The organism is Methylocella tundrae, assembly GCF_038024855.1.
Taxonomy (GTDB): domain Bacteria; phylum Pseudomonadota; class Alphaproteobacteria; order Rhizobiales; family Beijerinckiaceae; genus Methylocapsa; species Methylocapsa tundrae.
In genome coordinates this window covers 2,428,162-2,453,311 of record NZ_CP139089.1, presented here as the reverse complement: position 1 = coordinate 2,453,311, position 25,150 = coordinate 2,428,162, and the positions used below count along the sequence as shown (strand labels likewise).

Annotated in this window: 21 protein-coding genes; 9 read left to right on the top strand and 12 right to left on the bottom strand. The window is 61.6% G+C overall.

Translation table 11 applies throughout. The features are described 5' to 3' along the window. Positions 1-130 precede the first annotated feature (130 nt). Both SIN04_RS13640 and SIN04_RS13635 read left to right on the top strand, forming a co-directional pair. Complete coding sequence (locus tag SIN04_RS13640; protein ID WP_341263977.1) at positions 131-1,657, top strand: autotransporter outer membrane beta-barrel domain-containing protein; 1,527 nt, start codon at positions 131-133, stop codon at positions 1,655-1,657. Positions 1,658-1,664: 7 nt separating this feature from the next. After that, positions 1,665-2,705 (top strand): TraB/GumN family protein, encoded by a 1,041-nt coding sequence (locus SIN04_RS13635; protein ID WP_134490023.1) that lies wholly within the window; start codon positions 1,665-1,667, stop codon positions 2,703-2,705. A 3-nt stretch (positions 2,706-2,708) separates the two neighbouring features. Here the strand turns inward: SIN04_RS13635 and SIN04_RS13630 are convergent, their stop codons facing one another. From SIN04_RS13630 to SIN04_RS13615, 4 genes are all read right to left on the bottom strand, one after another. Beyond that, positions 2,709-4,307 carry a hypothetical protein gene (locus tag SIN04_RS13630; protein WP_197731979.1) on the bottom strand — a complete coding sequence of 533 codons (1,599 nt, stop codon included), beginning with the start codon at positions 4,305-4,307 and terminating at the stop codon, positions 2,709-2,711. Between the two features lie 73 nt (positions 4,308-4,380). Continuing rightward, complete coding sequence (locus tag SIN04_RS13625) at positions 4,381-4,923, bottom strand: hypothetical protein (RefSeq protein WP_134490021.1); 543 nt, start codon at positions 4,921-4,923, stop codon at positions 4,381-4,383. 118 nt (positions 4,924-5,041) lie between these two features. After that, complete coding sequence (locus SIN04_RS13620) at positions 5,042-6,085, bottom strand: DUF4424 domain-containing protein (protein WP_341263976.1); 1,044 nt, start codon at positions 6,083-6,085, stop codon at positions 5,042-5,044. Positions 6,086-6,151: 66 nt separating this feature from the next. Then, positions 6,152-6,442, bottom strand: a complete 291-nt coding sequence (locus tag SIN04_RS13615) for a PAAR domain-containing protein (protein WP_341263975.1) — start codon at positions 6,440-6,442, stop codon at positions 6,152-6,154. Between SIN04_RS13615 and SIN04_RS13610 the strand changes: the two genes are divergently transcribed. The 5 genes from SIN04_RS13610 to SIN04_RS13590 all read left to right on the top strand — a co-directional run bounded on the left by SIN04_RS13610 (position 6,441) and on the right by SIN04_RS13590 (position 11,516). Next, positions 6,441-6,593: a hypothetical protein gene (locus SIN04_RS13610; RefSeq protein ID WP_166795938.1), complete on the top strand. Its 153-nt coding sequence runs from the start codon at positions 6,441-6,443 to the stop codon at positions 6,591-6,593. The genes SIN04_RS13615 and SIN04_RS13610 overlap by 2 nt on opposite strands. A 64-nt stretch (positions 6,594-6,657) precedes the next feature. After that, complete coding sequence (locus SIN04_RS13605) at positions 6,658-7,641, top strand: OmpA family protein (protein WP_341263974.1); 984 nt, start codon at positions 6,658-6,660, stop codon at positions 7,639-7,641. Positions 7,642-7,665: 24 nt separating this feature from the next. Continuing rightward, on the top strand, positions 7,666-9,360 hold the full coding sequence (locus SIN04_RS13600; RefSeq protein ID WP_341263973.1) for a caspase family protein: 1,695 nt from the start codon (positions 7,666-7,668) through the stop codon (positions 9,358-9,360). 48 nt (positions 9,361-9,408) lie between these two features. Beyond that, a complete protein-coding gene (locus tag SIN04_RS13595) occupies positions 9,409-10,032 on the top strand; it encodes a DUF4384 domain-containing protein (RefSeq protein ID WP_134490013.1) in 624 nt (207 codons plus the stop codon). A gap of 41 nt (positions 10,033-10,073) precedes the next feature. Next, complete coding sequence (locus SIN04_RS13590) at positions 10,074-11,516, top strand: class I SAM-dependent methyltransferase (RefSeq protein WP_244605982.1); 1,443 nt, start codon at positions 10,074-10,076, stop codon at positions 11,514-11,516. Positions 11,517-11,524: 8 nt separating this feature from the next. Here the strand turns inward: SIN04_RS13590 and tssH are convergent, their stop codons facing one another. From tssH to SIN04_RS13550, 8 genes are all read right to left on the bottom strand, one after another. After that, positions 11,525-14,161: a type VI secretion system ATPase TssH gene (gene tssH, locus SIN04_RS13585; protein WP_134490009.1), complete on the bottom strand. Its 2,637-nt coding sequence runs from the start codon at positions 14,159-14,161 to the stop codon at positions 11,525-11,527. Further along, entirely contained in the window at positions 14,154-15,185 is a 1,032-nt protein-coding gene (gene tssG, locus SIN04_RS13580; protein WP_134490006.1) for a type VI secretion system baseplate subunit TssG, read from the bottom strand. Before tssG ends, tssH begins: the two co-directional genes overlap by 8 nt. Beyond that, positions 15,182-17,137: a type VI secretion system baseplate subunit TssF gene (gene tssF, locus SIN04_RS13575; protein ID WP_134490004.1), complete on the bottom strand. Its 1,956-nt coding sequence runs from the start codon at positions 17,135-17,137 to the stop codon at positions 15,182-15,184. Before tssF ends, tssG begins: the two co-directional genes overlap by 4 nt. 4 nt (positions 17,138-17,141) lie before the next feature. Next, a complete protein-coding gene (gene tssE / locus SIN04_RS13570; RefSeq protein WP_134490002.1) occupies positions 17,142-17,690 on the bottom strand; it encodes a type VI secretion system baseplate subunit TssE in 549 nt (182 codons plus the stop codon). 96 nt (positions 17,691-17,786) lie between these two features. Beyond that, positions 17,787-18,272, bottom strand: coding sequence for an Hcp family type VI secretion system effector (locus tag SIN04_RS13565; protein WP_134490000.1), 486 nt, complete (start codon positions 18,270-18,272; stop codon positions 17,787-17,789). A gap of 118 nt (positions 18,273-18,390) precedes the next feature. After that, entirely contained in the window at positions 18,391-19,905 is a 1,515-nt protein-coding gene (gene tssC / locus SIN04_RS13560; RefSeq protein ID WP_134489998.1) for a type VI secretion system contractile sheath large subunit, read from the bottom strand. 16 nt (positions 19,906-19,921) lie between these two features. Then, positions 19,922-20,470 (bottom strand): type VI secretion system contractile sheath small subunit, encoded by a 549-nt coding sequence (tssB, locus tag SIN04_RS13555; protein ID WP_134489996.1) that lies wholly within the window; start codon positions 20,468-20,470, stop codon positions 19,922-19,924. A 693-nt stretch (positions 20,471-21,163) separates the two neighbouring features. Continuing rightward, a complete protein-coding gene (locus SIN04_RS13550) occupies positions 21,164-22,492 on the bottom strand; it encodes an ImpA family type VI secretion system protein (protein ID WP_134489994.1) in 1,329 nt (442 codons plus the stop codon). A 221-nt stretch (positions 22,493-22,713) separates the two neighbouring features. On the opposite strand from SIN04_RS13550, the gene SIN04_RS13545 reads away from it, so the two are divergent. Together SIN04_RS13545 and SIN04_RS13540 are read left to right on the top strand one after the other, a co-directional pair. Further along, positions 22,714-24,573, top strand: a complete 1,860-nt coding sequence (locus SIN04_RS13545; RefSeq protein ID WP_134489992.1) for a type VI secretion system Vgr family protein — start codon at positions 22,714-22,716, stop codon at positions 24,571-24,573. A 20-nt stretch (positions 24,574-24,593) separates the two neighbouring features. Continuing rightward, complete coding sequence (locus SIN04_RS13540; RefSeq protein ID WP_134489990.1) at positions 24,594-25,136, top strand: DUF6931 family protein; 543 nt, start codon at positions 24,594-24,596, stop codon at positions 25,134-25,136. Positions 25,137-25,150: the final 14 nt, after the last annotated feature.

The window sequence follows — 25,150 nt, the reverse complement described above, 5'->3', positions numbered from 1 at the left end:
TAAAACTGTGCGCCGCTGCACCAGACAGAAGGGATGCAACCGGTAAACATTAATTCATGATTGTTGCACTTACAACACAGATCACAAGTTCGTTATAGGCTATCCTTCGGCGCAAACGAGGGGGATTGCCATGCGGAATTCAAATCTGGCCGCGTTGAAGGGAGTGGCGTTTGGCGTCGTCGCAGGCGCGCTTTGGCTGGGCAATTCACCTCGCGCCGAGGCTTCGCCGTTTTGCCCCTCGATCGCGACGCAGACGATTTCCGTCGATGGCGAGCAGGTCCTGAAAGATTTTCCTGGGGTTCGTTTGCAGAATGGCGCCTGCACGAACAATGGCCTCGGACCCGACCCCGCGGCCCTGTCCGGCGCCGCCCTCGCCAGCCAGGCTCTGAGCGAGCTCTCGCAGTCGACGACGCAGGAGACGGCGCGAAGCGCTGAAAATTCGATCACCAATCGCCGCGATCAGGAAGAGCAGCGCTGCGCCGCCGGTTTTTCGAGAGTCAACGGAGAGTGCGAGCGCAACCCGCCTCCTGTCGCCGAGGAGACGGCGCCGCCCGAGCCGCCGCCAGCGCCGGAACGTCCTTCCAAAAAAACCAAGAAGGGCAAAGCCGGAGCGGTCGCGGCCAAGGAGACGAGGCCGGCTCCTCCCCATAAAGTCGTTTACGCCCGCAGGGAGCCGGTCGTGATCCCGCCGCCCGTGCCGGTGGAAGCGCCCTTCCGTTACGGCGTCTGGGGTCAGGTCTTCGGCGCATATGAGAAGCGGGACGCGACCGGGATGGTCGCGATCAGCGGCCCCGATTTCAACGCTGGCCTGCCGGTGCCGATCGACGTCAGCGTTCAGAGCCGTTCTGGCACGGTCGGCTTTCAGGCCGGCCTCGATCTGACGTCGCGGGGACTGATCGCCGCCAACGACGGTCTGATCACTGGCGTGCTGGTCGGCTATATCTCGAACCATTTGACTCTCAACACCGTTGGAACGTCGTCCAATCCAACCATCGTCGGCAACAGCACAAGCCGTCTCACGGCGAGCCTGTCGGGGCCCTCGCTCGGCATTTACGGCACTTACTTTTCGGGCGCCTTCTCGGCCGACGTCATGGCCAAGTTCGATATCCTCGGCCTCGATCAGGCCTCCACCCAAAACATGGCTTTCGCCGGTCCCTTCGGTCCGTTCTCTTTCGGCTATTCCGGCTCCGGTTCAACCAGCGTCCTCGACTCGACCGTCGCCGCCAATCTGAACTACCGCTTTGATCTTTATCCGAATTTCTGGATTGAGCCGACCGCGGGAGCGCAATTCACTGCTCTGGGCTACGGCGGCGGCGCCGCGGATCTCGGCCTCCAAAACGGCACGCAGGTGATGGTCCAGGGCGGCGCCCGCGTCGGAACGAGCTCCGTTTTCAGCAACAACATTCTGATGACGACGACCTTGACCGGGCTTGCCTATGACGACGTGGTCGTCAACGGGGGGTTCATTCCGGGCGCAGCCTACCAGGGTAATAATATTCTCGCGAACGCCGACCGCGGTCAGGTGCGCGGTCGCGGCATTCTCGCCTTCAATTTCGAGTTCGGCCAGGGCCTCTCCTCCTTCGTGCTGGGCGACGTGCATGGTGGTCAGGGCCTTTTCGGCGCCGGCGGCAAGGCGGGGATTCGCTACCAGTGGTGAGCCGCGGATGGCCAGCCGTCGGCCGGCGCGGGGCTGCCGTTTCGGCCTCGCGTTTCGCCGCCGAGCAGTCCTGATCGCCGCACTCCTCTTCGCCTCGACGCCAAGCCACGGCAGCGCTCCATGCAAGGGGCGCGATCTCTTTCCGATGATCGAAGCGCAGGAGCCGGCGGCCTTCGCCGCTATCGAAGCTGAAAGGGCCGCGACGCCCTTTCCGCATGGAACCTTGTTCCGGCTGTCGCGCGACGGCCAAACCTCCTACGTCTTCGGCACGCTTCATCTCGACGACCCGCGCGTCGCCTCGTTCCGGCCAGGCGTCATCGCGGCGCTGAGCAGCTCGAAAACGCTCGCGCTGGAATCGGTGGAGACGGGCGCGCGGCTACTCAGGTCGATCCGAAAAGACCCCGCTGCGATGCGCGCGGCCCTTCTGGCGCCGCAGGATCAGCGTCCCGACGTTTTGCTGGACGCGGCCGACTTCGCCGCGTTGCAAACCCTCGTCGCGGAGGCTGGTCTTGCCGCCTCATCCGCTGGCGCGCTGAAGCCGGCCGTGCTCGCGCTGCTGCTTGATCTGCCGGCCTGCGCACGGAAAAACGGCGTGAAGCCCTATGCCGACGAAGCGATCGCCGAATTGGCCAAGGCGCAGGGGGCGCGTGTTGTCGGCCTCGAGACGATGATCGAGCAGATCGACATTCTCGACGGCTTCTCGCCAGAGGTCGGGCGCGCGCTGCTGGTCGCAACTCTGCGCCAGGCCGGTCACGCCGAGGATGTCGTCGAGACGACGATCGCGCGTTATGCCTTGCAAGATCTCGGCGGTCTGCTCGCCTGGATGAAATCGCCGGAGCTGATCCCTGGCGTCGCCGGCGCGCAAACGCCGCCGGAATTTCTCGACCGGCTGATCACGCGCCGCAACCAGCGTATGCGCGACCGCGCCGTTCCGCTTCTTGAGAAGGGGGGCGTCTTCATCGCTGTCGGCGCCGCGCATTTGCCCGGCGAGCAGGGCCTTCTCAATTTGCTGGAGCTGGAGGGCTTCAGGGTCGAGGCCGTCGAATAGCGGCTAATCCGCGAGAGCGCGAAAGCGGCGCGGTTCGTAGCCGCGTTCGAGAAGCGACGCCAGCGGATAGACGTTGCGGCAGACGCGGCCGTTGCACCCGCCGGGCGAGGCTTCGAGAACCTCGGCCTTGCGGTCCGGCGTAAAGCCCATGAACAGCATGACATGTGATCCCGGCTTGTTCAGCGCATCGCCCGGTTTAAGGTCCCACGGATTTTGAACCAGCGACGCGATCGAAGGGATGGCGGCCGTGGTGAAATGCGTCGAGAGCCCCCAGGCCGCGCTGACGAAGGAAGAGCAATCGACCCCGATGACGTCATAGCGGGGCGTGTTGCGCGTGCAGACATTGCCGGCGAGCGCGCCGCGCGAAACCTTGCCGGCGAACTGATACAATGAACCCTGGCAACCCCAGCAATAAGGCACGCCGCGCACATTCTGCCCCGCGTGCCCGATGAGATAGCCAGGTCGCCGGATGCGGTTGAAGCCGTTGCATTGATTATCGGGATCGGCGCCATAGGAGCTTGGCGTCAGGCGCCATGTAAAGCTCTCGAAAGCGCGGCCCGTCTGCACGATGCTTTCGCGCGTCAGCGGCCGCACGGCGGCGATCGCGCCCTTGCCGCTTTTGGCGAGAGCGGCATAGTCTGGCTGTGGTCCGCGAACGTCGATCACCTGCCCGTTCTTCATCGGCCGGAAACCGACGCCGATGACGTCGACGACGCCTTTGCGCGTGCGCAGGAAATATACGTCGCCATCCGCCGACACGGTGACGAAGCGCCGCGACAGGGCGACATTCGGCGTCAGTGGCAACTCGTAGACGCCCTCGAATGCGCCGCCCGGACCAAAGCGCGCGATGAAAGTGGAAGCGCCGCCCGCGACATAAGCGGGGATGTTTTCAGCCAGAACGTACATACGGCCGGAATGATCGATTTCGAGAAATTCGATCGAGCCGAGCTTGTCGCGCACTTTCAGCTGCAACTTTGCAAACGCCGTCGAAGCGCCCTGCTGGCTAACGTCGATCCGCGCCGAAGTTCCGCCTTTATCCGGCGTTACCTCGACCGCGACGGGCCCTTTTCCGCGAGAGGCGACAAGCTGGCGCGTGCGCCCTGCCGAGGGAGAAACGGAGCGCGTTCCGGCGCCGCCTTCCGGCGTCTCCTCCGATCCCATCTGCGCGAACATGGATTGCGTCGTCTCATCGATCGCGGCCCCGTCCGGCGCGAGGCTCCGCGTCAGTCCGCCCTCGCGCGATTCGAGCGCGATCGGCTTGCCGTCCCAAACATAGATGTTGCCTTTGGCGACGATGAGGTCCGTCGGATCGACGCCCTCCGGCAGCGCCAGCGAGCGCGTGCGCTCGGCCGGCTCCTTGGCGTCGAAGCCGATGACGCGGCTGTTGACCTGATCGAGCAGAAAGATCTCGCCATTGTCGCCCGCATAAATGGCCTGCGGGCCAGCGATCTCCGTGTCCTCGCTCGCGTCAACGACGCCGACCGAATTTGGCCCGAAGCCCGCGCTGAATTCTTTCACGACGCCGTCCTGCGCAAGCAGCGGGGATGGCGCGGCGAACGCCAATCCGATCATGATGCGAAAGATGACGCTCCTGAATTTCATTGCGGCCACACACGAGATTTCAAACGGACTTACGGCCCTCGCCGACATTTCAATCGCCAAGCAGGTTGACGCCTTACAAGACCGCGCCGTCTATCTTGACCTTCGAGCCTTTTCCCTGCGGGCCCAGCGGGAACTTCTTTTCTTCGAACGACGCCTTCTCCAGAAAGAACACCCGTCCCTCTATTTCGGTGTCGGTCGGGGAAGGCTTCCAATCCTGCTGCATGCCGAAGGGAAAAGTGACAGTCTCTCCGGCCTTGGTCTTCAGCCTGGCGATGCGGCAGCCCATCAGCCGCGATGTTTTGGTCGCCTCTATGCTGAGGGTGGCGAAGGTTCCCTTGGGGCTGGCCAATTCGTCGATTGCGATTTTTTTCTTGAAGGTATGCGGAATGAGCCGCCCAATGTCGTCACGGTGAGCAAATTGGTCGGTGATGAGAACGTCCGTCGTCTCACATTCCTTCTGCCCTTTCGCGTCGGCCTTCGACGCGAAGAGATACCATCCGATCGACGTCTTATCCTCGTCGATCATGGCGAACACGACTCGAAGCTTCTTGTGAGCGCCACAATCCATTTCGTAGCCGGCCTGGCCGGTAAACCAATATTTAACTTCGCCGCTCATGACGCGTCTCCTTTCTGGCGACGAGCAGACCCCGGGCTTCAACAGCGCGGAGCCTTCGGCCGCATAGAGCTTCAGTCTGAACCACGCGGCCGCGCGGGGCGGTGCGCGCCGGCACGCGTCAATATTTTCCGATCAGCAATATCTTCAGATCTTGCGTCGGCGTGAAATTCTCGAGCCTCGCCTCGAATGCGGTTGGCGAAATCTTTTTCACATTATCGAAACAAAAGCTGACAAGCCGATCGGGCTTGCCCTTATCGACGACGAGACGAAAATTCTTGATGGGACCGGCCCAGTTTGCGCCGGTCTTCAACACATAAGAGATGCGGCGCTCTTGCACCTTGGCCGTATTGGCTGGATCGGCGCCAGCCAGTTTGTCGAGGCCCTTGAAGAAATCATCAGGCAGGCAGTAATCCTTGCGATAGCGCTCCACTGTCGCGCCCATGCCGTCGCTGTTGCGCAACCCTTTGCGAAGCACTGTGTCGAGGCTGGCGCCAAGGCTCGTCTTGTAGCGATGCTCGACGCTGACGGCTTGTCCTGGCGGAAACACCTGTTTGCGCGTGAAGGTCGTCGTCACACGCCACGCTGGCCCGTAAAGCTGATCGCCTTTTTCGTCTGAACCGACCGGAATGAGGAGGCCGCCCTCGATCAGGCTCGCGCGGGCCTCCGGCGTCAAAGCGGTGATATGCTGCTGTGTGTCGGCGCCGATCAGAGCAATCGGAAGCCCGGCGGCGCGAATGGCGGCGGTGACGTCCTTGCCGCCGAGCCGGGCGCGCTGAACAACGTCGAATTTGATGGGCTTGCCATCTATCTTCGTTTTGAAATCAACGAAATTGACGGGATCGTTGCCGGGGATGGCGTAGAGCACATCCTGATCGGCGAGGTCGATGTCGGGCAGCGGAAAGCCGACGGTCAAGGTCACCGGAAGCGTTGCCTGGTTGAGGAAACGGTAAAGGACGGTCACCGTATCGGGCGTGATCGTGAGGACTTCCTCCTCCATGGAGACGTCCGGCGATTGCGTGAAGGTGACGCCTCCGACGGCCATTTCGACGGAGCTGTCATTCGCCGACGCGGGAACGGCGCACGCGAGCGCGAGGCTGGCGGCGGCGAGGAAAATGCCCGTCGTGCGAATTCTTCTTTCGCCTGTGTCGCCTGTGCCGGTCATTTTCAATCCTTCGGCCCTTCGACGCCCCTGCCATTTAATCCTTGCCGCGCGCGCGCCACGGCGCCGTCAGCCGCCGATCATGACGGTTGGCAACCCGGTCACGATGACGCCGCCATGGGCTGTCAGGTCGCCGATGCGCGCCGCCATCAGGCCGCCGATGAACACTGATGTCGAGCCCATCACGATCATATCGGGGGGGCCGGCGCAGGTCGCGATATCGGTGACGCGCGCGGCCGGCAGGCCACCGATCAGAACCAGCGGACAGCCCGGCGAAACAATCGGGCCGCCGACGTGAGGCACGACTCCGGTCACTGCCGGACACGTATGCATATCTGTCAGACGGGCGGCGGGCGGCATGCGGCTTCATCTCCGGTCGAGGCGTGAAATCCTGTGGCAATTCGCTTCGCTTCGCAAGCGCCTGCTCAACGCCTGCGATCTATCGCCGGTTCGCGCTGGCGCCGCTGTGTGGGCGCGCACGGCGCTGGCGGCGAAATCGGCGTTGAGTTAATATAGTAAGGCCCGTTCAATACGTCGCGGTCTTATTACAGACCGGATTTTACGGATTGATCGTCATGACCAAGCTTTGGATGCATCGTGGTCGGCGGATATGCGCGAAAGCGCTGTGGCGAGGCGCTGCCGCTTGCGCCGTTTTTATTGCAGTGATCCCGTCAGCAACCGTGCCCTCCTTCGCCGACGCCTGTTCGTCGCGCATAGACGCCTTCAATCGCGCGGTCGACATCGCGCCGGATCAGGCGGCGCAAGCGCAGGTCGAGGCCATCGTCAGCGATCCGAATTGCAGCGGTTATGTCATTCCGGCGCAGCGCCGGCTGGCCGCCTCCCGCCTTGCCGCGGCGCAAAAACTGATGGCGCAGAACGCGCCCCTCGACGATTATCTGACGTTGATCATAGAAGCTGATCGCCCGGCTGTTCTCTGGCAGGCGGCGGCGACGCTGGCGGAAATCCGCTTCGGTCAACGCCAATTCGTCGAGGCGGCGCATGGATTCGACCGGGCCATAGACGTGGTGGACAATGATACATTGACGCCGCACGATCCCGGGCGCGCCGCCATCGAAGGCTTGCTGCAGCGCGCCGCCGCGGCTCGGCTGCTCGCCGCCAACGCCGGGACAGGCAAGGAAGGCTTTGTGGTGACGGCGACTCGTGGCGGCCGGCTTGGCGGCATTTTCGCGCCGCGCGTGCGAGGGGTCGTTCCGCGCGCCGTGCCAGTGCCGATCACCTTCGAATATCGCTCCGCGGCCTTGACTGAACAGGGGCGCCAGGCCGCGATGGAGCTGGCCCGCGCCATAAAGGAGCAGCAGCCTGGGAACGTTCGCCTCGTCGGCCACACCGATGTGCGTGGCGGTCCCCAATACAACAAAAAATTATCCGTCGCGCGCGCCGAGGCGGTCGCGGCGTTCCTGAAGGACAACGAAGTCGAGGTTCCGGTTGAGCCGGAGGGCGTCGGCGCTGATGAGCCGCTGCAATTGGCCGACACGCACGCGCTCACCCAGGAAGACATTTACGCCCTCAACCGCCGCGTCGAATGGCGGCGCGAATAGGCGCATTCAAACTCAAGGGCAAACATGTCGCTCCTTTCACGCTTTTCCATGCTGCTGCGGCATTGCCTCGTTGCAAGTCTCATCGGCGTCCCCGCGGCCTTCGCAGCGCCGCCTGCCGTCGTGGTCGAGAACCCCAAAGAGGTCCATGCGATCGTCGTTGGCGTCGATCAGTATCAGCATCTCGCGCGCCTCAAAGGGGCCGCAGCTGATGCTCGCGACATTGAAACTTCGCTGCGCGCCATGGGCGTGCAGGATGTCACAGCGCTCTATGACGACAAGGCGGACCGCGACTCAATTCTGAAAAACGTCGATGATCTCAGCGCCCGCATTCGTCCGGGCGATCTCGTGATCCTGTCGATCGCGGGGCATGGCGCACAGGAGCCGGAACGAGTCAAAGGATCGGAAGCCGATGGTAAGGACGCAGTGTTTCTGCTCGCCGGTTTCGACACGGCGGGCGCCGGCACGCGCCAGCGCATCCTCGACAAGGAATTCAACCACCTCATCAAAGCGTTTGAATCGCGCGGCGCGCGCGTGCTGTTCGTCGCCGACACCTGCTCCGGCGGCGGCCTCGCGCGCGAGGTCGATCCGCGCGGATCTGAAATGATCTATCGCTCCGTGCCCACCTATGCGATTTCGGACGATGAATTGAAGCCTGTTTCGACGCCCTCGGACGCTTTCGCCACTGAGCTTGATTTTACCCGGACCATCTTTCTCGCGGCTGTCGACAAGAACAGCAAGGCCCCGGAAATCAAGGTTCCCGGCGTCGACGGCTATCGCGGCGCCCTCAGCTATGCTCTCGCGCGCGCCCTTGAGGGCGCGGCCGACGCCAATGGCGATGGCAAAATCACGATCGAGGAACTTTTTGCCTATGTCCGCCAGCTGACTTATCAGCTCTCCGATCAACGCCAGACGATCGTGTCTGCGAGCGCGCCGAGGCTCGACGTCAATACTGAACCGGTCGTCGAATTATCCCGCTCCGTCACTTTCGTCACGCCGCCGGGCTCAGCGCCGTCAGCCGTCGCAGCCAATATCCCTCTCGGCGGCGCTGCGCGCGCTACGCCGGCAGGCGCCCCGCCGCCATTTCCTCCGCAACGTCCCGTGCGCGTCGCCGTTCTCGATGGCTCCAGCGCGCAACTTGCTGACGTGACCCCGCTCGAATCGAGGTTCGAGGCCGTTGCGCCAAACCAGAACCCTGAACTGATCTGGGACCCGAAATCCGGCGACGTGATCTCGGGCGGCGATGTGATCGCGCGGGAAGTCGGCAAGGATGAGCTGCCGGGCGTCATAGATCGAGCCGCCGCCGTGCGCGCCCTGAAGCAGATGGCGGCGCGATCCGTCCAGCCGATCCTGCTCCTGCCGGACAATAAGGTGCATCATCTTGGCAGCCAGGTCGAGGTCGCGATCGACCAATTGAGCAATCGCTCGCTGCTTCTCTTCAATCTCGCCGGCGACGGCACGGTTCAACTGCTTTATCCGCAAAATGAGTCGGAAGCTGAGCTGATGAACAAGCCGGAATACAGGCTCCCAATCAAGGTTCGCGGACCGTTCGGCGCTGATCAGATCGTCGCCATAACTGCGCCGGAGCGCATGCCCCAACTCGAACAGGCTTTGGGCAAGTTGAACGCGCGCCGCACCGCGGGGCAGCTTGTCAGGATCTTGTCGCAATACGCCGACGCCGGAATGAGGCTCGGATCGGTTGGCGTCTTCACGGCGCCGTAAAAGGCGGTTCATGGCCGGCAGTCCTTCTAACAGAGACAGGAATGGGCAATGGATTCAATCAAGAAGGCAGTGGCGTTCGCAGCCGTTCTGAGCCTTTCAAGCGCCGGGGCGTTCGCTCAGGGCGTGACGCGCAACGTCACGGTGGTCAATCCTTCGAGCCTCAGTGAAATCACCGCCGACAATGCCGCCGGCGTTGCGATCGACATTGTGCCCTCCGATCAATTCGCCATCGGCGCCAAGGTGGTGTTTCGCGTGACGACGAAAAAGCCCGGCTATCTGATCCTCGTTGACGTCGACGCATCCGGCAAAGTCACACAGCGCTACCCCAACCTCTACTCTATGGCGCTGCCGGCTGGCGCGAGCGAGAACGCCAATCTCGTTCAACCTGGAAAGCCCGTCGCCATTCCCGATCTTTCAAATCCCTTCGCGCATTTCGAATACATCGCCGAGGCGCCGGCGGGGCAAGGGTTGATCCTCGCGCTGCTCAGCCCAAAGCCGGTGCATGTGGTCGATCTCCCCGATGTGCCGCAGGAGATGATCGGCACAAACGCGGCGGCGAATTTTCTCTGTGACGCCGCGCGGCGTCTGCGCATAGCGGGCCGCGACGCCGGCGCGCCGCTGGCCGATCCGCAATGGTCTTTCGCCGTCAAATCCTATTCGATCACCCCTTAGGTTCGCGGGCGCGGACTGAAGCCTGCGGAGACGCGCGAGTGATGAATCCCTACGATCTCGTCCGCTACCCCAACTGGCCTGTTTCCGAGACGCACCCGACCAGTCTCGGCGCGTTCGCGACGCTTTTTGGGCGCGCCGCTGCGCCTTTCTCCGCCTGCCGCGTGTTGGAAGTCGGCTGCGGCGAGGGCGTCAATCTGATGAGCATGGCGCTAGGCGCCCCGAACTCGGAGTTCGTCGGCCTTGATCTGGCTGAAGCGCCGATCGCGGCTGGCCGCGACATGGCGCGCTCCGCGGGGATTGCCAATGTCAGCCTTGTTCAGCGCGATATCACGCAGGCGCATCTGGGGCTCGGAGAATTCGACTACGTCATCGCGCATGGAGTCTACGCCTGGGTTCCGCCCGCCGTTCGGGAGGCGTTGATGCGGCTCGCAGCGAGCTGTCTGCGGCCGGGCGGCCTTTTCTATGTCAGCTATAATGTTTATCCGGGCTGCCGCTTGCGGCAGGCGCTGCGCGATTTGCTGCGCGATGCGACGCGGCATATCGAAGATCCCGCTCTCAAGCTCGACGCAGCGCGAAAGGCCCTTGCGCGCTATATCGATTTGTGGTCGCAGGATGATCCGTTTCAAAGCGCATTGATTGAGGAAGCGCGTGACGCGCTGAAACGTCCTCCGGCGGTATTATATCATGACGAACTCGGCGATATTTACGCGCCGCAGCTCCTTGTTGACGTCGCGGCGGCGGCGCGCGCCGAAGGTCTCGAATATCTTTGCGACGCAAAGCCAAGCCTCAGCGCCGAAGCTCTGTTTCCATCCAAGAAATTTCTGAGCGAATCCAAAGAGGACTGGGCGCGCTTCGAGCAACTGCTGGATTTTGCCGACATGCGGCGCTTCCGTCGGTCGATCTTTTGCCGAGCGGGGAAAATCGATCGGCAACCGCGGCATGAACATCTGCGCGGCCTTTGGGCGAGCGCTGATCTAACCCCTCTCGGCGCAAGCGCCGATGAGATGGAAGGCTTTGCGTTCCGCGCTCATAATGGCGCTGAAATCGTTACTCAGGATCGGCGCTTCGCTACCGTCCTTACGAACCTCGGCGAAACTTTTCCCCAATGTGTTCCGCTTGACGCGATTGCGTCGGAGCCGACGCTCGCCGAGCCATTGCTCCGGCTTTTCGTCAGCCGGATCGTCGCGCTTCAAACGGAGCCGATGCGCTTCACGGCGGCGCCCGGCGAGCGTCCGATCGCCAGTCCGCTCGCCCGCGCGCAGGCCGCGCAAGGCGAGAGCTTCCTCGCCTCGTTGCGCCACAAGCCCGTTCAGATGGAGGACGCGGCTGTGCGCGCCTTCGTGACGTTGATGGACGGGACGCGAACGCGCGATGATCTTGCCCATGAAATGGCAAGGCGCACCGGCATAGCGCCCGCCGCCGCGACCGCGCGCACGGCGGCTGCAGTCGATGGGTTGGCGCGGCTCGGGCTGATGATGGCGTAATCCGAAGGCTACCCCCACGCATAGGCAAAGGCGCCGTTCTCCATCGTTACGCGCGCTTCCTTTAGTTCTTCCTTTGCCAGAGAGCGCTTCAGGAACTCGCGCGAGAGCGCCGGCAACAGCGTATTGGTGATGATGTTGTCGATGATGCGGCCGCCCGAATCCGGATCGTTGCAGAGCGACACGATATGATCGACCACCGCGTCGTCGTAGGTAAAGCTTGCGTTATGGTTGTCGCGAATGCGTTTGCCGATGCGGCCCAACTGGAGACGAACGATGCCGGAGAGCATCGCCGGAGACAGGGGATAATAGGGGATCGTCACGAGCCGGCCGAGAAGGGCGGCCGGAAACACCTGCAGGAGATCGGGGCGCAGCGCGGCCCCAAGCGCCTCCGCGTCATTGGCGTAGGCCGGATCTTTTGACAATTCCATGATGACGTCGGTTCCGACATTCGACGTCAAAATGATGAGCGTATTCTTGAAGTCGATCCGCCGGCCGGTTCCATCCTCCATGACGCCTTTGTCGAAGACCTGGAAGAACAGCTCATGCACGTCGCGATGGGCTTTCTCGATTTCATCGAGCAGCACGACGCTGTAGGGTTTGCGCCGCACGGCTTCCGTCAGCCGCCCGCCTTCGCCATAGCCGACATAGCCCGGCGGCGCGCCTTTCAGGGAGGACACTGTGTGCGCCTCCTGAAACTCCGACATGTTGATCGTAATCATGTTCTGTTCGCCGCCATAAAGCGCTTCGGCGAGCGCCAGCGCCGTTTCCGTTTTGCCGACGCCCGACGGTCCGCAGAGCATGAAGACGCCGATCGGTTTTGAAGGATTGTCGAGCCTTGCGCGATTGGTCTCGATGCGCTTGGCGATCATGCCAAGCCCATGCGATTGGCCGACCACGCGCTTGTTCAAGATCTCAGGCAGGCGCAGGACATTTTCGATCTCGTCCTTGACCATCCGCCCGACGGGAATGCCGGTCCAGTCGGATACGACGGCCGCGACGGACTGCTCATCGACATGCGCGTAGATCATGCGCTTTTCAGGGTTGACGCCTTCAAGCGCCGCAATCTTCTGCTTCAGCTCTTCCCGTCTGTCGCGGCCGTCCTCCTGCGCGTCGCCCGCGCCTTGGCGCAGCTTGACGATTTCGCCGATAAGCTTTTGCTCCTCGCTCCACTCGCCCTCAAGGGTCGATATTGTCTCCTTGAGTTCGGCGAGTTCGGCGTCAATCTCACTCACGCGCTCCTCATTCATGGCGCCGAGATCGGCGTCGGCGAGAAGGGCTGCCTTTTCGGCTTCGAGCGCGGCCAAAGCGACGCGCGCGTCCTCGACCGCGGCTGGCGTCGCATTCTGGCTGATCGCAACCCTGGCGCATGTGGTGTCGAGAAGGCTCACCGCCTTGTCGGGCAATTGCCGGGCCGGGATGTAGCGCTGCGAGAGATTGACCGCGGCGACGATCGCCGCGTCGGATATGCGCACCTTGTGGTGTTTTTCCATGGGCCCCAGAATGCCGCGCAACATGGTGCAGCACTTTGCAACGTCGGGTTCGTCGATCTGCACGGGCTGGAATCTGCGCGTCAGCGCGGGATCTTTTTCGAAATACTGCCGGTATTCGGCCCATGTCGTCGCCGCGATCGTGCGCAGCGTTCCGCGCGCGAGAGCGGGCTTTAAGATGTTGGCGGCGTCGCCCGTGCCAGCCGCGCCGCCCGCGCCGATCAGCGTATGCGCCTCGTCGATAAAGAGGATGACTGGCGTTGGCGAGGCTTGCACTTCATCGATTACCGAGCGCAGGCGCTGCTCGAATTCGCCCTTCATCGAGGCGCCCGCCTGCATAAGTGTAATGTCGAGCGCGAGAAGCTTGACGCCGCGCAAGGCAGGAGGCACATCGCCCGCCGCGATTCTTTGCGCGAGCCCTTCGACGACGGCGGTCTTGCCGACGCCGGCCTCTCCCGTCAAAATCGGATTGTTCTGGCGCCGACGCATCAACACATCGATGATCTGGCGGATTTCATCATCGCGGCCGAGGATTGGGTCCATCTCGCCGGTCGCGGCCTTTGCGGTGAGGTCTTGCGAAAAACGGTCGAGCGCGGTCGTTCCCTTGGCGCCTTGCGCTTCGGCGGCGCCAGGCGTGCCGGCAGCGCTGAGGCCGGAGCCGTCCATTGGCTGAAGATTTTCCTCCTCCGATCCGGTCCAGAGCGAGCGATGCTCATTGGTCGGCGCGTCGGCCGGGATCTTTGCAAATTCTTGCGAGATCGAGGTGAAGGCGCGCCGGAGCTCCAGCGACTTCATGGCGCCGGCGAGAATATGGCCGGTGCGAATCTGTGTTTCGCCGAAGAACAGCGTCGCATAATGCCAGCCGCGATCAAGCAGGTCGACCACGGTGTTGGAGACGCCCGGCATTTCGGTTTCGTTGCGGCGAAACCCGTCGATAGCGCTCGCGATGTCGCTTGCGAGTTTTGCCCGATCGAGCTTGAAATGATCAGCGGTGAGGGCGAGGTCGGAGCGCTCCTTCTGCAGGATATGGGCGAGCCAATGCGCCAGTTCGACGTTGCGGTTGCCGCTGCTTTTCGCGTGGCGAAGCGCCTGAATGAAGGTCTCGTATCCGACCCTGTTCAGCTTGCCGGTCACCGCCTCGAGACTGATGTCAGCCATGATGTGCCCCCGCCTTGCCTTGCGATGCCTTGGCGCGCTTTTCGCGCATTCTTTCGGCCGGATGGAAGCGCGCGTCGCGCCGATAGGCCTCCGCCGCGGTCCAATCTGGCGCCAGCCAGCTCGTCCAGCCAAGATCGCCGGAACGCCCGAGCCTGACGGGCTGAACCGATTTCGCCGGGATCGCAAGCTCGAGATCCCAATCGAGCTCCTCGCCGACATAGAAGTAAACCATATCGGCAAGCGGCTCGCAGAATTCGCCTTCCGGCAGGAAGCGGCGATAGGCCTCCATGTCAGGCACATAGATGCGGATGCGTATCTTGTCCTGCACGCTGTAAAAGCTCGCGCCGATAAGCGTATCGACGCCGAGCGAGGCCGAGCCGAGCCTTGAGCGGTCTGCTTCGTCGAGCGTGAGGCGCGAGCCCACGAACTCGACGATCTCCGCCTCGACATGAAAATGGCCCCGGATAAAGCCGCGCAGACGCGACGCGGATTTCGCCTGCGCTCCAAACAGTCCTGCAAAGCTCAGCTTGGCGCGGTCCTCGACGCTATCGAGGTTCCGGAACACCGGTGAGCCAAGGCCAGCCGCGGCGCCGACGTAGGTCTCGAAACGGTCCTGGTCCGGCCGGTCATGCTGTGCGATCGGCCGCGCGTCCGCCCAGGCGCGAAAGAACAATTGCAGAAAGCGATGATTGATGATGTCGAGGAAACGTGGAAAGGCGTCGTCCTGCGCCAGCAGCCAGCCATAGGCTTCCTCGGTCGCCGCCAATGGCAACGCGCCTTGCGGCCCGAGAAAGCCGAGGAATTTCGTCAATATGCGCGCGCTTTGATCGTCGAGCCGCTCGAATTTGCTCAGCGTCGAGGCGGGAAAATCCATGTAAGGATCTTGGCCCAGCCGGGCGTAATCCTCGCGCAGCGCGCCGGCGTCGCCAATGCGCGGCAAGTCCGGATGGCAGCGTTCGAGCGCGCGCAGCACGGCGAAGAAATCGAAGCGCCAGGGTTCTTCCTCGATGCCGGAAAAGCTCATAGCGGCCTCCGCAATCCGGCGCGCACCGGCCAGCGCATCACCTCGCCGCGATCGACGCTCAAGATCACGGTCTGGGTGAAATGATTGAAGCCCGCATATTCGCAATAGAAGCGATCGAGGATCGCGCCGATGAGGAAAATGCCATTGCCCTCGAAGGCTTTCTCGTCGATCGTCACGCTGACCTCGACGCCGCGTGCGACGCCAACGCCGCCCGCCTGGCGGATGCGGCGCACGATGGGCCGGCTGTCGACGCTGCGCAGCCCGCGAATGCGCCTCTCGGTGGCGCTGTCAGACAGATCGGCGAACATTGAGACGGTTTCGCGCAGCGCCTGCGCATTGCGGCCGGCGCCGCGTTCGACGAGGCCGAGATGATTGAGGCTCAAGAGATTGATGAGACGCCAGGTAACTTTGCCGGCATAGGCCGATTCGCCGCGGCTGCGCAATTGCGCGACGATCGGCTCACGCGGACGCGTTGGTCCGGCGACGCAATGAAGATCGATCGCGGTATTGTCAATGAGACGGAAATCCGCGCCGCCTTGCCCGACGGGCAATTGCTCGGTGAGGTGCCGATTGGAGCAAAGCGCGGTGACGCTGAGTTCGGCGACCGGCCGCTCTTCGCCGGGGGGCGCGACCAGCGCGATGAATATGTCGGTGCCAATATAATCCGAAGACAGTCCATATTTGTTTTCGCGCGCCGTGCGCCGCCGGGGCATGCGGCGGATCGCATAGGAGAGCCTGTCGTGTCCGCCCGCCTCGGCCTCGGCCGAATAGAGCGGGCGCACGGGAGCCGCGTCCGCGCCGCCGCGGTAATGGGCGACGACGCTGAGCAGCCGATGCGGCTCGTAGTCGAGATAGCGGCTGCGGTCTGGAACGACATGATATTCGTGCTGGTTGGATTTGACCTGAACGCGGTCGGTAGTTTTTTCAAAGAGATTGATCGCCGGCGCGGCGTAAAGGGCGAAGATTCTGGGCGTTACCGCGACCTGCAGGCGCGGGTTGATTTCCTTGAAGCTGATGATGATGTCGATGTTGCGCGCGGCCAGCCGCGCGAAGATCTGGCGTAGCCCAGTCAGGCGAAAGCCGAGGAATTTGCGCGGAAAAATGAAATATTCACGAAGCCATTCAAAGCCCGCGAAGATGCGATCATTTTTTGGAAAAAGCGCTTCGTCGTCGCGAAAGCCGAGCTGCTCGATCAGTTCTGGACCGGCCGGGATGACGATCGGATCGCCAAACGAATCAAGGCAGCGGAAATAGACGCCCTTGGCGCTGGCGAAAATCTGTTCGTAAAGCGCGATCGCATCCTGCTCCGGTCCCAGAAAATGAAACGGAAGCTCATTGACGCGGCAGCCGTCGAACCAGAGATCCGGGCGTTCGGCCGCCTCGGCGTCGCCTGGCTCATCTTCGATACGGTTCGCGCTGCGGTGGGTCAGCGAGATCTTCAGGCCCGCGAGCACGTCGGCGCCTACCGGAACGCCGAGCGCCTGCAACGGCGCGGGGGAGCCGAAATATTCGGCGCTGGTGATTTCAAAGGGCAGCAATGTAATTTTCGAGGTCAGGCGGAAGCGGCAGGCGACCTGTCGGTCCTGTTCGCGATAGACGGCCTCGAGATAGGAGCCGCGCGCAATTGGCTGTCCATCGCGCAGCGCCGCATCCTCGAAGGGGGGCTGCGCGCGCACGAGGATAACGGACGGCGTCGGGGCGAGATAATCAGGAACGAGCTGCTCGAGAAGATTGTTGGTGAATTCCGGAAACTCATGTTTGAGCTTCAGCTGCACGCGCGCGGCGAGAAAGGCCGCGCCTTCGAGAAGGCCGCCGATCATCGGGTCCATACGTTCATCGAGAAGGCCGCCGAGCCTTTCGGCGACGCCCGGATAATCCTCCGCGAATTCACGCGCCTGTTCGTGCAGCAGCTTCAGTTCGCGATCATAGTGATCGAGGAATTCACGGTTCATGCGCTCAGGCTTTCTTGACGACGACGCCGCCGCCGTCGAGTTCGACGTCGGCGATGAATTCCACCGGGACGTTGACGGGATTGCACAACAGATCGGCGCGCACCAGAAAGCGCACTTTGAGCTCGTCCTTGTCGACAGAGGCGTCGCGCGACACTTCAATGGTGCCAGCCACAAGGCGGGGTTCATAGCTTTGCAAAGCGGCGGTGATTTCGCCCTCAATATGATCGACGCCGGCTTCGTCGATGCTGCGATGAATGAGGTCGGGCAAACCATAGTTCAGGATGGATTTGCGGACCTCTTCGAACTCGGCGAGATCTTGCGTCGACTGAAGGGCCACCGTGTTGACGAGAGCTTCGAGGTCTCTTGCGACTTCACGGCGCAAATTTGGTTCGCTGATGGTCGTCCGGACGGCGGCGCGGCGCGCGGCGATGACGCGATCTCCGGCCTCGTCGCGAAGATCCAGCTTTTCGCGCGCATCCTTCTTGTCGAAGGCGCTGCGAAAGGCGTGCATGAACGGCGGACTGAGCCGGTTTTTTCGCGGTGTCATGGACATCCGACGACAATCCTGTGCGGTGGAGCGAGCCGGACGCCGGCGGCTGAAAAAGCTCCGGCGCTCCGGTTGTGATGCTGGAGCGCCGGCCATACCCATTTAGACTTTCTTGTTTTCCTTGATGTTCCAGCCCGTGGTGACGGCGCCGCCAAGGGTTCCGTCGGGCTTTTGCGGCTTATATTCCGTCTCGATCTTGGCGTAGGCGAGCGAGATGCTTTCATGCGCAAGATCGCCGCCCGCGGCGTGGTCCTGAAACGAGATCGACGACACCATGACGTCGGTGAGCGTGATCTTCAGATATTCCTGCTGTTCCTTGCCGGACTTGCGGAAGGTCAGGATCGCCGATTTGATGTGCTCGCCGTTGGCGCAGGCGAGAAACAGTTTCGGGCTGCCCTTGTCTACTTTCTTGGTCAGATGGATGTCCTGCAGATGGGCCTTGCCGACGCCGCCGCCGCCGCCATGAGAGAAGGATGTGGCGTTGGAGACGCCCCACGATATGGTCTCGATCTGCATCTCGTTCTTGTGCTTTGAATCTTCGCTTTCGCCTTCGATGCCGTCGAGCTTCAGAAAAAGGTCACCAGACATATTTCATCCCCTTTATTGAATTGAGCGCCTATTGATGCTGTCCAAAAACTGCATCCAAAGTAAATCTAGCTATTATTTCGTTCAAAAGAGGTGCTAGATCACACAATACTTGCTGGGGTTATTTTTGCACTGCGGGCAGCCGCGAGACGAGGCTGAGCCCGATATCCATCGCCTCGAGCTGATAATGCGGGCGCAAATAGAACCGCGCCGCATAGTAGCCGGGGTTTTCCTCATCGGGGAAAATGTCGACGCGCGCGTCCGCCAGGGGCTTCCTTGCTTTCACGGATTCCGATGAGCCGATGGGATCGCCGTCGACATATTGGGTGATCCATTCCTGCAGCCAGATGCGCAGCTCTTCGGTTTCCTTGGTCGCGCCGATCTTGTCGCGCACCATACACTTCAGGTAATGCGCAAAACGCGACACCGCGAACATATAGGGCAGGCGGGCTTTCAGATTGTCCGAAGCCGTCGCCTCGACGCCGTTCTTGCCTTCATATTTTTTCGGCTTGTAGACCGACTGCGCGCCAATGAACGCGGCCTTGTCGGTGTTCTTGCGGTGGATCAGCGGGATCAGACCCGACTTGGCAAGCTCATGCTCGCGGCGATCGCTGATCGCGATTTCCGTCGGGCATTTGAGGTCGACGCCGCCGTCGTCGGTTGGGAAAGTGTGGGTCGGCAGATTGATGACTTCGCCGCCCGATTGCACGCCGCGGATGCGCGTGCACCAGCCATATTCCTTGAAGGCGCGATTGATGTTGACGGCCATCGCGTAAGCCGCGTTCATCCAAGCGTATTTCTCGCCCTTGTGGCCGTCCGTGTCTTCCTCGAAAGCGAATTCCTCGACGGGCTCCGATTTCGCGCCGTAAGGCACGCGAGAAAGAACGCGGGGCATGCAGAGGCCGATATATTTTGAGTCCTCGGCGTCGCGCAGGCCTTTCCAGGCCGCATATTCCGGCGTGTCGAAAAGCTTCGAGAGATCGCGCGGATTCATGAGCTCGGTCCAGCTGTCCATGCCCATCAATGTCGGATCTGCGGCAGCGAAGAAGGGCGCATGCGCCGCTCCCGCGATCTTGCTCAGGTCGCGCATCAGCTGGACGTCGGCTGGCAGATGGCTGAACTCATAGTCGCCGATCATGCAGCCATAGGGCTGGCCGCCGAGCTGGCCGAATTCCGCCTCATAGATGCGTTTGAACAGCGGGCTCTGATCCCAGCGCGCGCCCGGATAGTTGCGCAAATTCTTGTAGAGCTCGGTCTTCGACACGTTCATCACGTGGATTTTCAGCTGCGCGTCGGTCTCCGAGTTGAAGACGAGGTAATGCAGTCCGCGCCAGGTGCTTTCCATCTGCTGGAAGGCCGGCGCGTGCAGAATGTCATTCATCTGCGCGGTGAGCTTTTCATCAAGCCGGGCGATCATCGATTCGATCGTATCCAGCACATCCGTCTTGATGACGCTCTGATCGGCGAGCGCCTGTTGCACGAGCGTTGAAACCGCGTTCTCGACTTCGGCCTCGGCGCGCTCGGTACGCGGCTTGAAGCTCTGTTTCAGAAGCGTTGCGAACTCATCGACGTCGCGCGTTTCGACGCCGGGCTGAGGTTGGGAGGATTGCCCCGCAAGATTGGTGTCGACTGCCATTTTCCCCTCCTAAAAATCAAGCGGCGCCTTCGGCGTTTCCGGCGGCGTCAGGCTCCGCCTCTTTCGAAGCGATGGCGCGATTTCTGAGCGCCGCCATTAATTCAGGATCGCTCAGCAACTTTTTGAGCCGGGTCTCGGCGTCGACCTTGCCGTCCATGTAGCGCAGGAGATTGGCGAGCTGATCGCGCGCCTCCAGCAATTTCGCCAAGGCGGGGACCTGCCGCGCGACCGCGGCTGGGCTGAAGTCTTCCATCTTTTTGAACCGCAGGCTGACGGAAAGCCTGGCGTCGCTATCCTCGCCGAGCCGGTCCGGGACGGTAAAAGACGTGCCGGGCTCTATCGCGCCCATGCGATTGTCGAAATTGTCCATGTCGATATCGACGAAGCCGCGGTCGGCGACCTCCGGCTTCTCGACGCCCGGATTTGGACCAGACAGATCGGAGAGCACGCCCATGACAAAGGGAAGCTCGATCTTGCGCTCCGCGTCATAGGGATCTTCATAGGCGATCTGCACCCGCGGAGGACGGTTGCGTCCAATAAATCTCTGCCCACTGTCACCTGCCATCTTACTCATCCTTCAATTTCCGGGTCGGTGCGACATGGCTCAAGCTGCATTATTCATTATATCAGGTTGAGCGCGAAAATGGACCAGGTCAATTGCGTATTGACCCAATCGAGTTCTATGAAGATTCATGTCACGGAAACGCCAATTCAAACGCTGCTAGACTATGGCTGAACCACGAGGTCGTGAATGTGTGGTTGGTCACAACAAGCGCTCGCTTAAAATTCAAAGGCGCGCGCCACGATTGGAAATACAACTTTTAAGCATTTCGGCATCACTGTGAAGCCATATTAATGACAAAAAAAAGATGTAAAATTGCCATTGTAATACCGGAGAGACTGAACTCTCTTCACTGGGGCGCTCCGGCGGGAAATCCACCCGATGGCTCCGCGCCTCGCTCCATCCTGGGCGAAAAGTCGCGTCTGCATCGCGACCGAGGCGATCTTGACCATCGCAGGATTGAAAATTTGGCTGCGTGCGCGGCGGCACAGAAGGAAGGGACGGCGACGCCGATCATCGGGCGCTGAGGATCGGAGCAATCCTGAGCCTATCCATTCGCGTGGTGATGCAAGATGGCCAAGTTTAAAACAAGGACGCCGATCTCGGATTTGACTCCGGACCTGTCGGCGCCGCATGGCGTGAAAATGCGCCGCGAACGCATCCAGCGAATCGGGCGCTCATAGCCGCTGCGTTCGCTTATTTTCCCGTATCGAGAGATTTCAGCGTATCCGGCGGAAGCATATCTTTGAGGAGCCCAAGAAAATCGCGCCCCGTCAGCGTGCGCGCGCGCTCGACCAAAAAGGAGATCGGGCTAGAAGGCTCAGCCTGGTGATAAAACGCACTGATTCTCGCAAGCAATTGCAGTGCACTATCCCTCGTTGTTACTTCAAATGTTTTGGAAATGGCATCGTCGGACGAATCTAGCTCTTCGACGGGGGCAAAATCTGATAATCGTTCGATCGGAAGGTTAAAAACGTGCGCGCGCCCAATCTGAACAGCGGTTTCTTCGACATGAGCCGGGATCAGCACCCGGATGACGTCGAGAAAGGATTTTCCGATCAGCTGCTCGGCCTGGCGCACCAGAAGCAGCGCCGGATTGGATGGCTCAAAGCGCATATAATAGGCGCCGACGGCATTGAGGGCCGCGGCCGCGTCCTTGAAATTCGCGACATCGCCGCTGCTCGCGGGCGCTGCGGCCGCTTCGCCGCTCTCCGCCGCCGCGGGAGCTGGAGCTGCGTCGCCGGCGGAGGGATCGCGCAGCACGACATAGGCATCGAGCAGCGCGCGCATGTTCTCGACCAGCGGCGCGAGCTTTGGGAACGCGACGGCGTTGACGAGACCGACATGCTCGACGAAGGCCGACTTAATGCGCGCCAGCGCGCGCCCGAGCGCTTTGAACTCGTCGCGGCGTTCGATCAGCGCAGCGACGTCGACCTCCTCGAAGGCGCGCTTGATGGAGCTGGAATCGAGCTTGTCCTCATCGCCGCGCGGCGCCGCGTCGCCCGCCGCGAGCAGATGCATGCGATAGGTGAGAAAACCGAATCGCTTGTGCTCGAAAAGCGGCGCGTAGTGCAACGGCAGAATGACTGGCGCCATATCGTCGAGCGATTGCACGGCGACCATGCGCAGGACAAAATCGCCGTATTCCCCCTGCGGATGCACAGCCTCCCAGCGTTCTTCCAAAAGCGTTGCGATCGCCTCGACCGCCGCGAGGAAGCCAGGAAGATCCTTGTCGAGGATGCGGAATTTCGCGAGCAGCACGAGAAGGCGAAGATCACGGCTGCGATCGTTCAGACCGGCGATCTTGGCGAACTCGCCAGCAAAATCCACCTGTGTCCGATCGAAGGGGGCGCCGTCGCGCTCCGAGTAGAAAGTCGCAGGCAGCAGGCCTTCGCCCGCCGCCATGAAGTTCATGTAGTCGGCGTCGCCAGCGAGATCGAGATCCGGGCCGCAAGGCTCCGCCTCAGACAGCGGCGCTGTCATCGCCTCGGGCGAAAGTGCGGCGTCGTGCGGAGCAATGGCCAAGGGCTCACATGCCTCTTCCTGCGGGAGGGGATATCCATTGAGACTTTACGGACAGGGCGAACGGGAACAACCTGCGGCGGTCTTGCGATATACAGTCTATTTCTTGGCGTTGCCGCCCGTACTGCCTCCAGAATGCAATAAATCACTCGTTTTTAATCGCTCGACTGTGCCCCCATAGTTGGGTATCGTCAAGCAAAACTGGGCAAGACCCCGAGGTTCGCATGGCTTCCGAGCTTACCCAAGACAGCCGCATCGCATCCCTTGAAACGCCTCTCGGCAAGGATGCGCTGGTCGCGGTTCGCTTCGACGGCTCCGAAGGCCTCAGCGAACTTTTCGAGTTCCGCGTCGAAGCCTTAAGCGAGCAGTCGAATGTCGATTTCGACAAGGCGATCGGCAATAATTGCTCGATGACCTTCAAATCCTATGCCGATCCCGATCGCATCTTCAACGGCGTGCTGGTGGAGGCGCAAGGCCTTGGCGCGCAAGCGGGTCTTTATCTTTACCGGCTGACGCTGCGGCCCTGGCTGTGGCTTTTGTCGCGCACCAGCGATTGCCGCATCTTTGAAAATCAGACGGCGATCGACATCATCAAGAAAGTCTTCAGCGACCGCGGCTTTTCCGATTATCGCGTGGCGACCACCGGCAATTTTCCGAAACTCGAATATTGCGTCCAGTATCGCGAGACCGATCTCGCCTTCGTCTGCCGCTTAATGGAGCAGCATGGCGTCTATTATTTCTTCGAATATCAAAAAGACAAGCACACGCTGGTGCTGGCGGACGCGAAATCCTCCCATAAGCCGGCGCCGGGCCACGCCAAAATTCCCTTCATCGCCGATGAAAAGCAGACGCGGCGCGACCAGGAGCACATCTTCAAATGGACGCCGGAGCGCCGTTTCCGGAGCGGCAAGTTCGAACTCAATGATTATGATTATCTGCAGCCGAACGCCGACCTCAAAAGCGACGCGCAGGGCTCTGCGTCCTACATGAAATCGAAGATGGAAATTTATGATTATCCAGGCAAATTCCAAAAGAAGAACGATGGCGAGACCTACGCGAAAATAAGACTGCAGGCGGAGCAGGCGATGGACAAGCGCCGTTACGGCGAAGGCGACGCGATCAGCCTCTTTCCGGGCGCGCTGGTCACTCTTGAAAAATATCCGGAAGGTTCGGAGAACAAGGAATATCTGATCCTTCGCGCCATGCATTCCTATGCGATGCAATCCTATCGGTCGGGCGGCTCCGCCGGCTCACAGCCCTATTCGGGCAACTATGAGTTCCTGCCGAGCGACATCAATTTTCGCGCGCCGCTGACGACGCCGCGGCCGATCGTCCACGGTCCGCAAACGGCGAAAGTCGTCGGCAAGGACGGCGAGGAGATCGACGTCGACGAGCATGGCCGCATCCTTGTGCGCTTCTATTGGGACCGCAAGAACAAGCAGTCGTGCCGCGCGCGCGTCGCGCAGGTGTGGGCCGGCAAGAGCTGGGGCGGCCAGGCCATCCCGCGCATCGGGCAGGAAGTCGTCGTCGAGTTTCTGGAAGGCGATCCGGACCGCCCGCTGGTCACTGGCGCTGTCTACAACGCCGACAATAAATTTCCCTATGAGATGCCGGCCAACAAGACGCAGTCGGGGCTTAAGTCCGATTCGTCGAAAGGTCACGGCGGCTACAATGAATTCATGTTCGAGGACAAAAAGGGCTCCGAGAAAATCAGGATGCACGGCGAGCGCGATCATGAGGTGGTCATTCGCCGCGCGCAGAGCGTCGAGATCGGCGAGATTTTTTCGGGCCGGGATGACCCCTCGCGCGAGACGACGCTGAAGAACGGCAGCGACAATCTCTCGATCGAGGCGGGCAATCAGAAGGTCGACATTCAGGGCAAGCAGGATGTCAGCGTGCTCGAGACAATCAGCATTGAGGCGATGCAGAAGATCACGCTGACCGTCGGGGCCAGCACGATCACCATGGAGCCGCAGCAGATCACCATCAACTCGCCGATGATCTCGCTCCAGTCCGCGATGAAGACCGAGGTCAGCGGCGGCATGATGATCAATCTGACCGCTGCGATGATCAAGATCAACTGAGCGCGACTTGGGGGGGCGTCATGCCGCGACTGCGTTTTGAAACCGCACAGGATCTTTACGAGACCTATCCGACCGCTCGCGGCGATGTCGGCGTCGCCGCGAGCGAACAGGGCAGCCTCGATTTTCTACGCTCGCTGTCAGACGCCAATGCGATGAAGGCGGCGCTTTCTTTTTGCGCCTATCTGCTCGCCCGGCGCGAGGCTGTGGCGTGGGGCTGCGAGTGTCTGCGCCAAAGCGAAGCTTCGCGGCCGGCCGATGAGATCCGCATCGCCGCTGCCGAGGCCTGGGTCAATGAACCGGAGGAGCGCAACCGTCTGCGCGCGCTCGATCTTGCAACCCGCTCGGACCCAAGAGAGGCGGCGACCTGGACGGCGTTCGCGGCGGGATGGGCCGGCGGGATGGCGCCGATCGACGGCAAGCATTCCGCGCCGTCGCCGCAGCATGCGACGGCTCAGGCGATCCGCGTCGCGCTGATTCTCGGGGGGAACGCGCTGCCCGCCGCAAGCCGCGCCGAAGTTCAGCGCAGCTGGCTCGAAGGGGGCATGCGATTCGCTCTCGCGTAGCCTCCCTCCAGAGA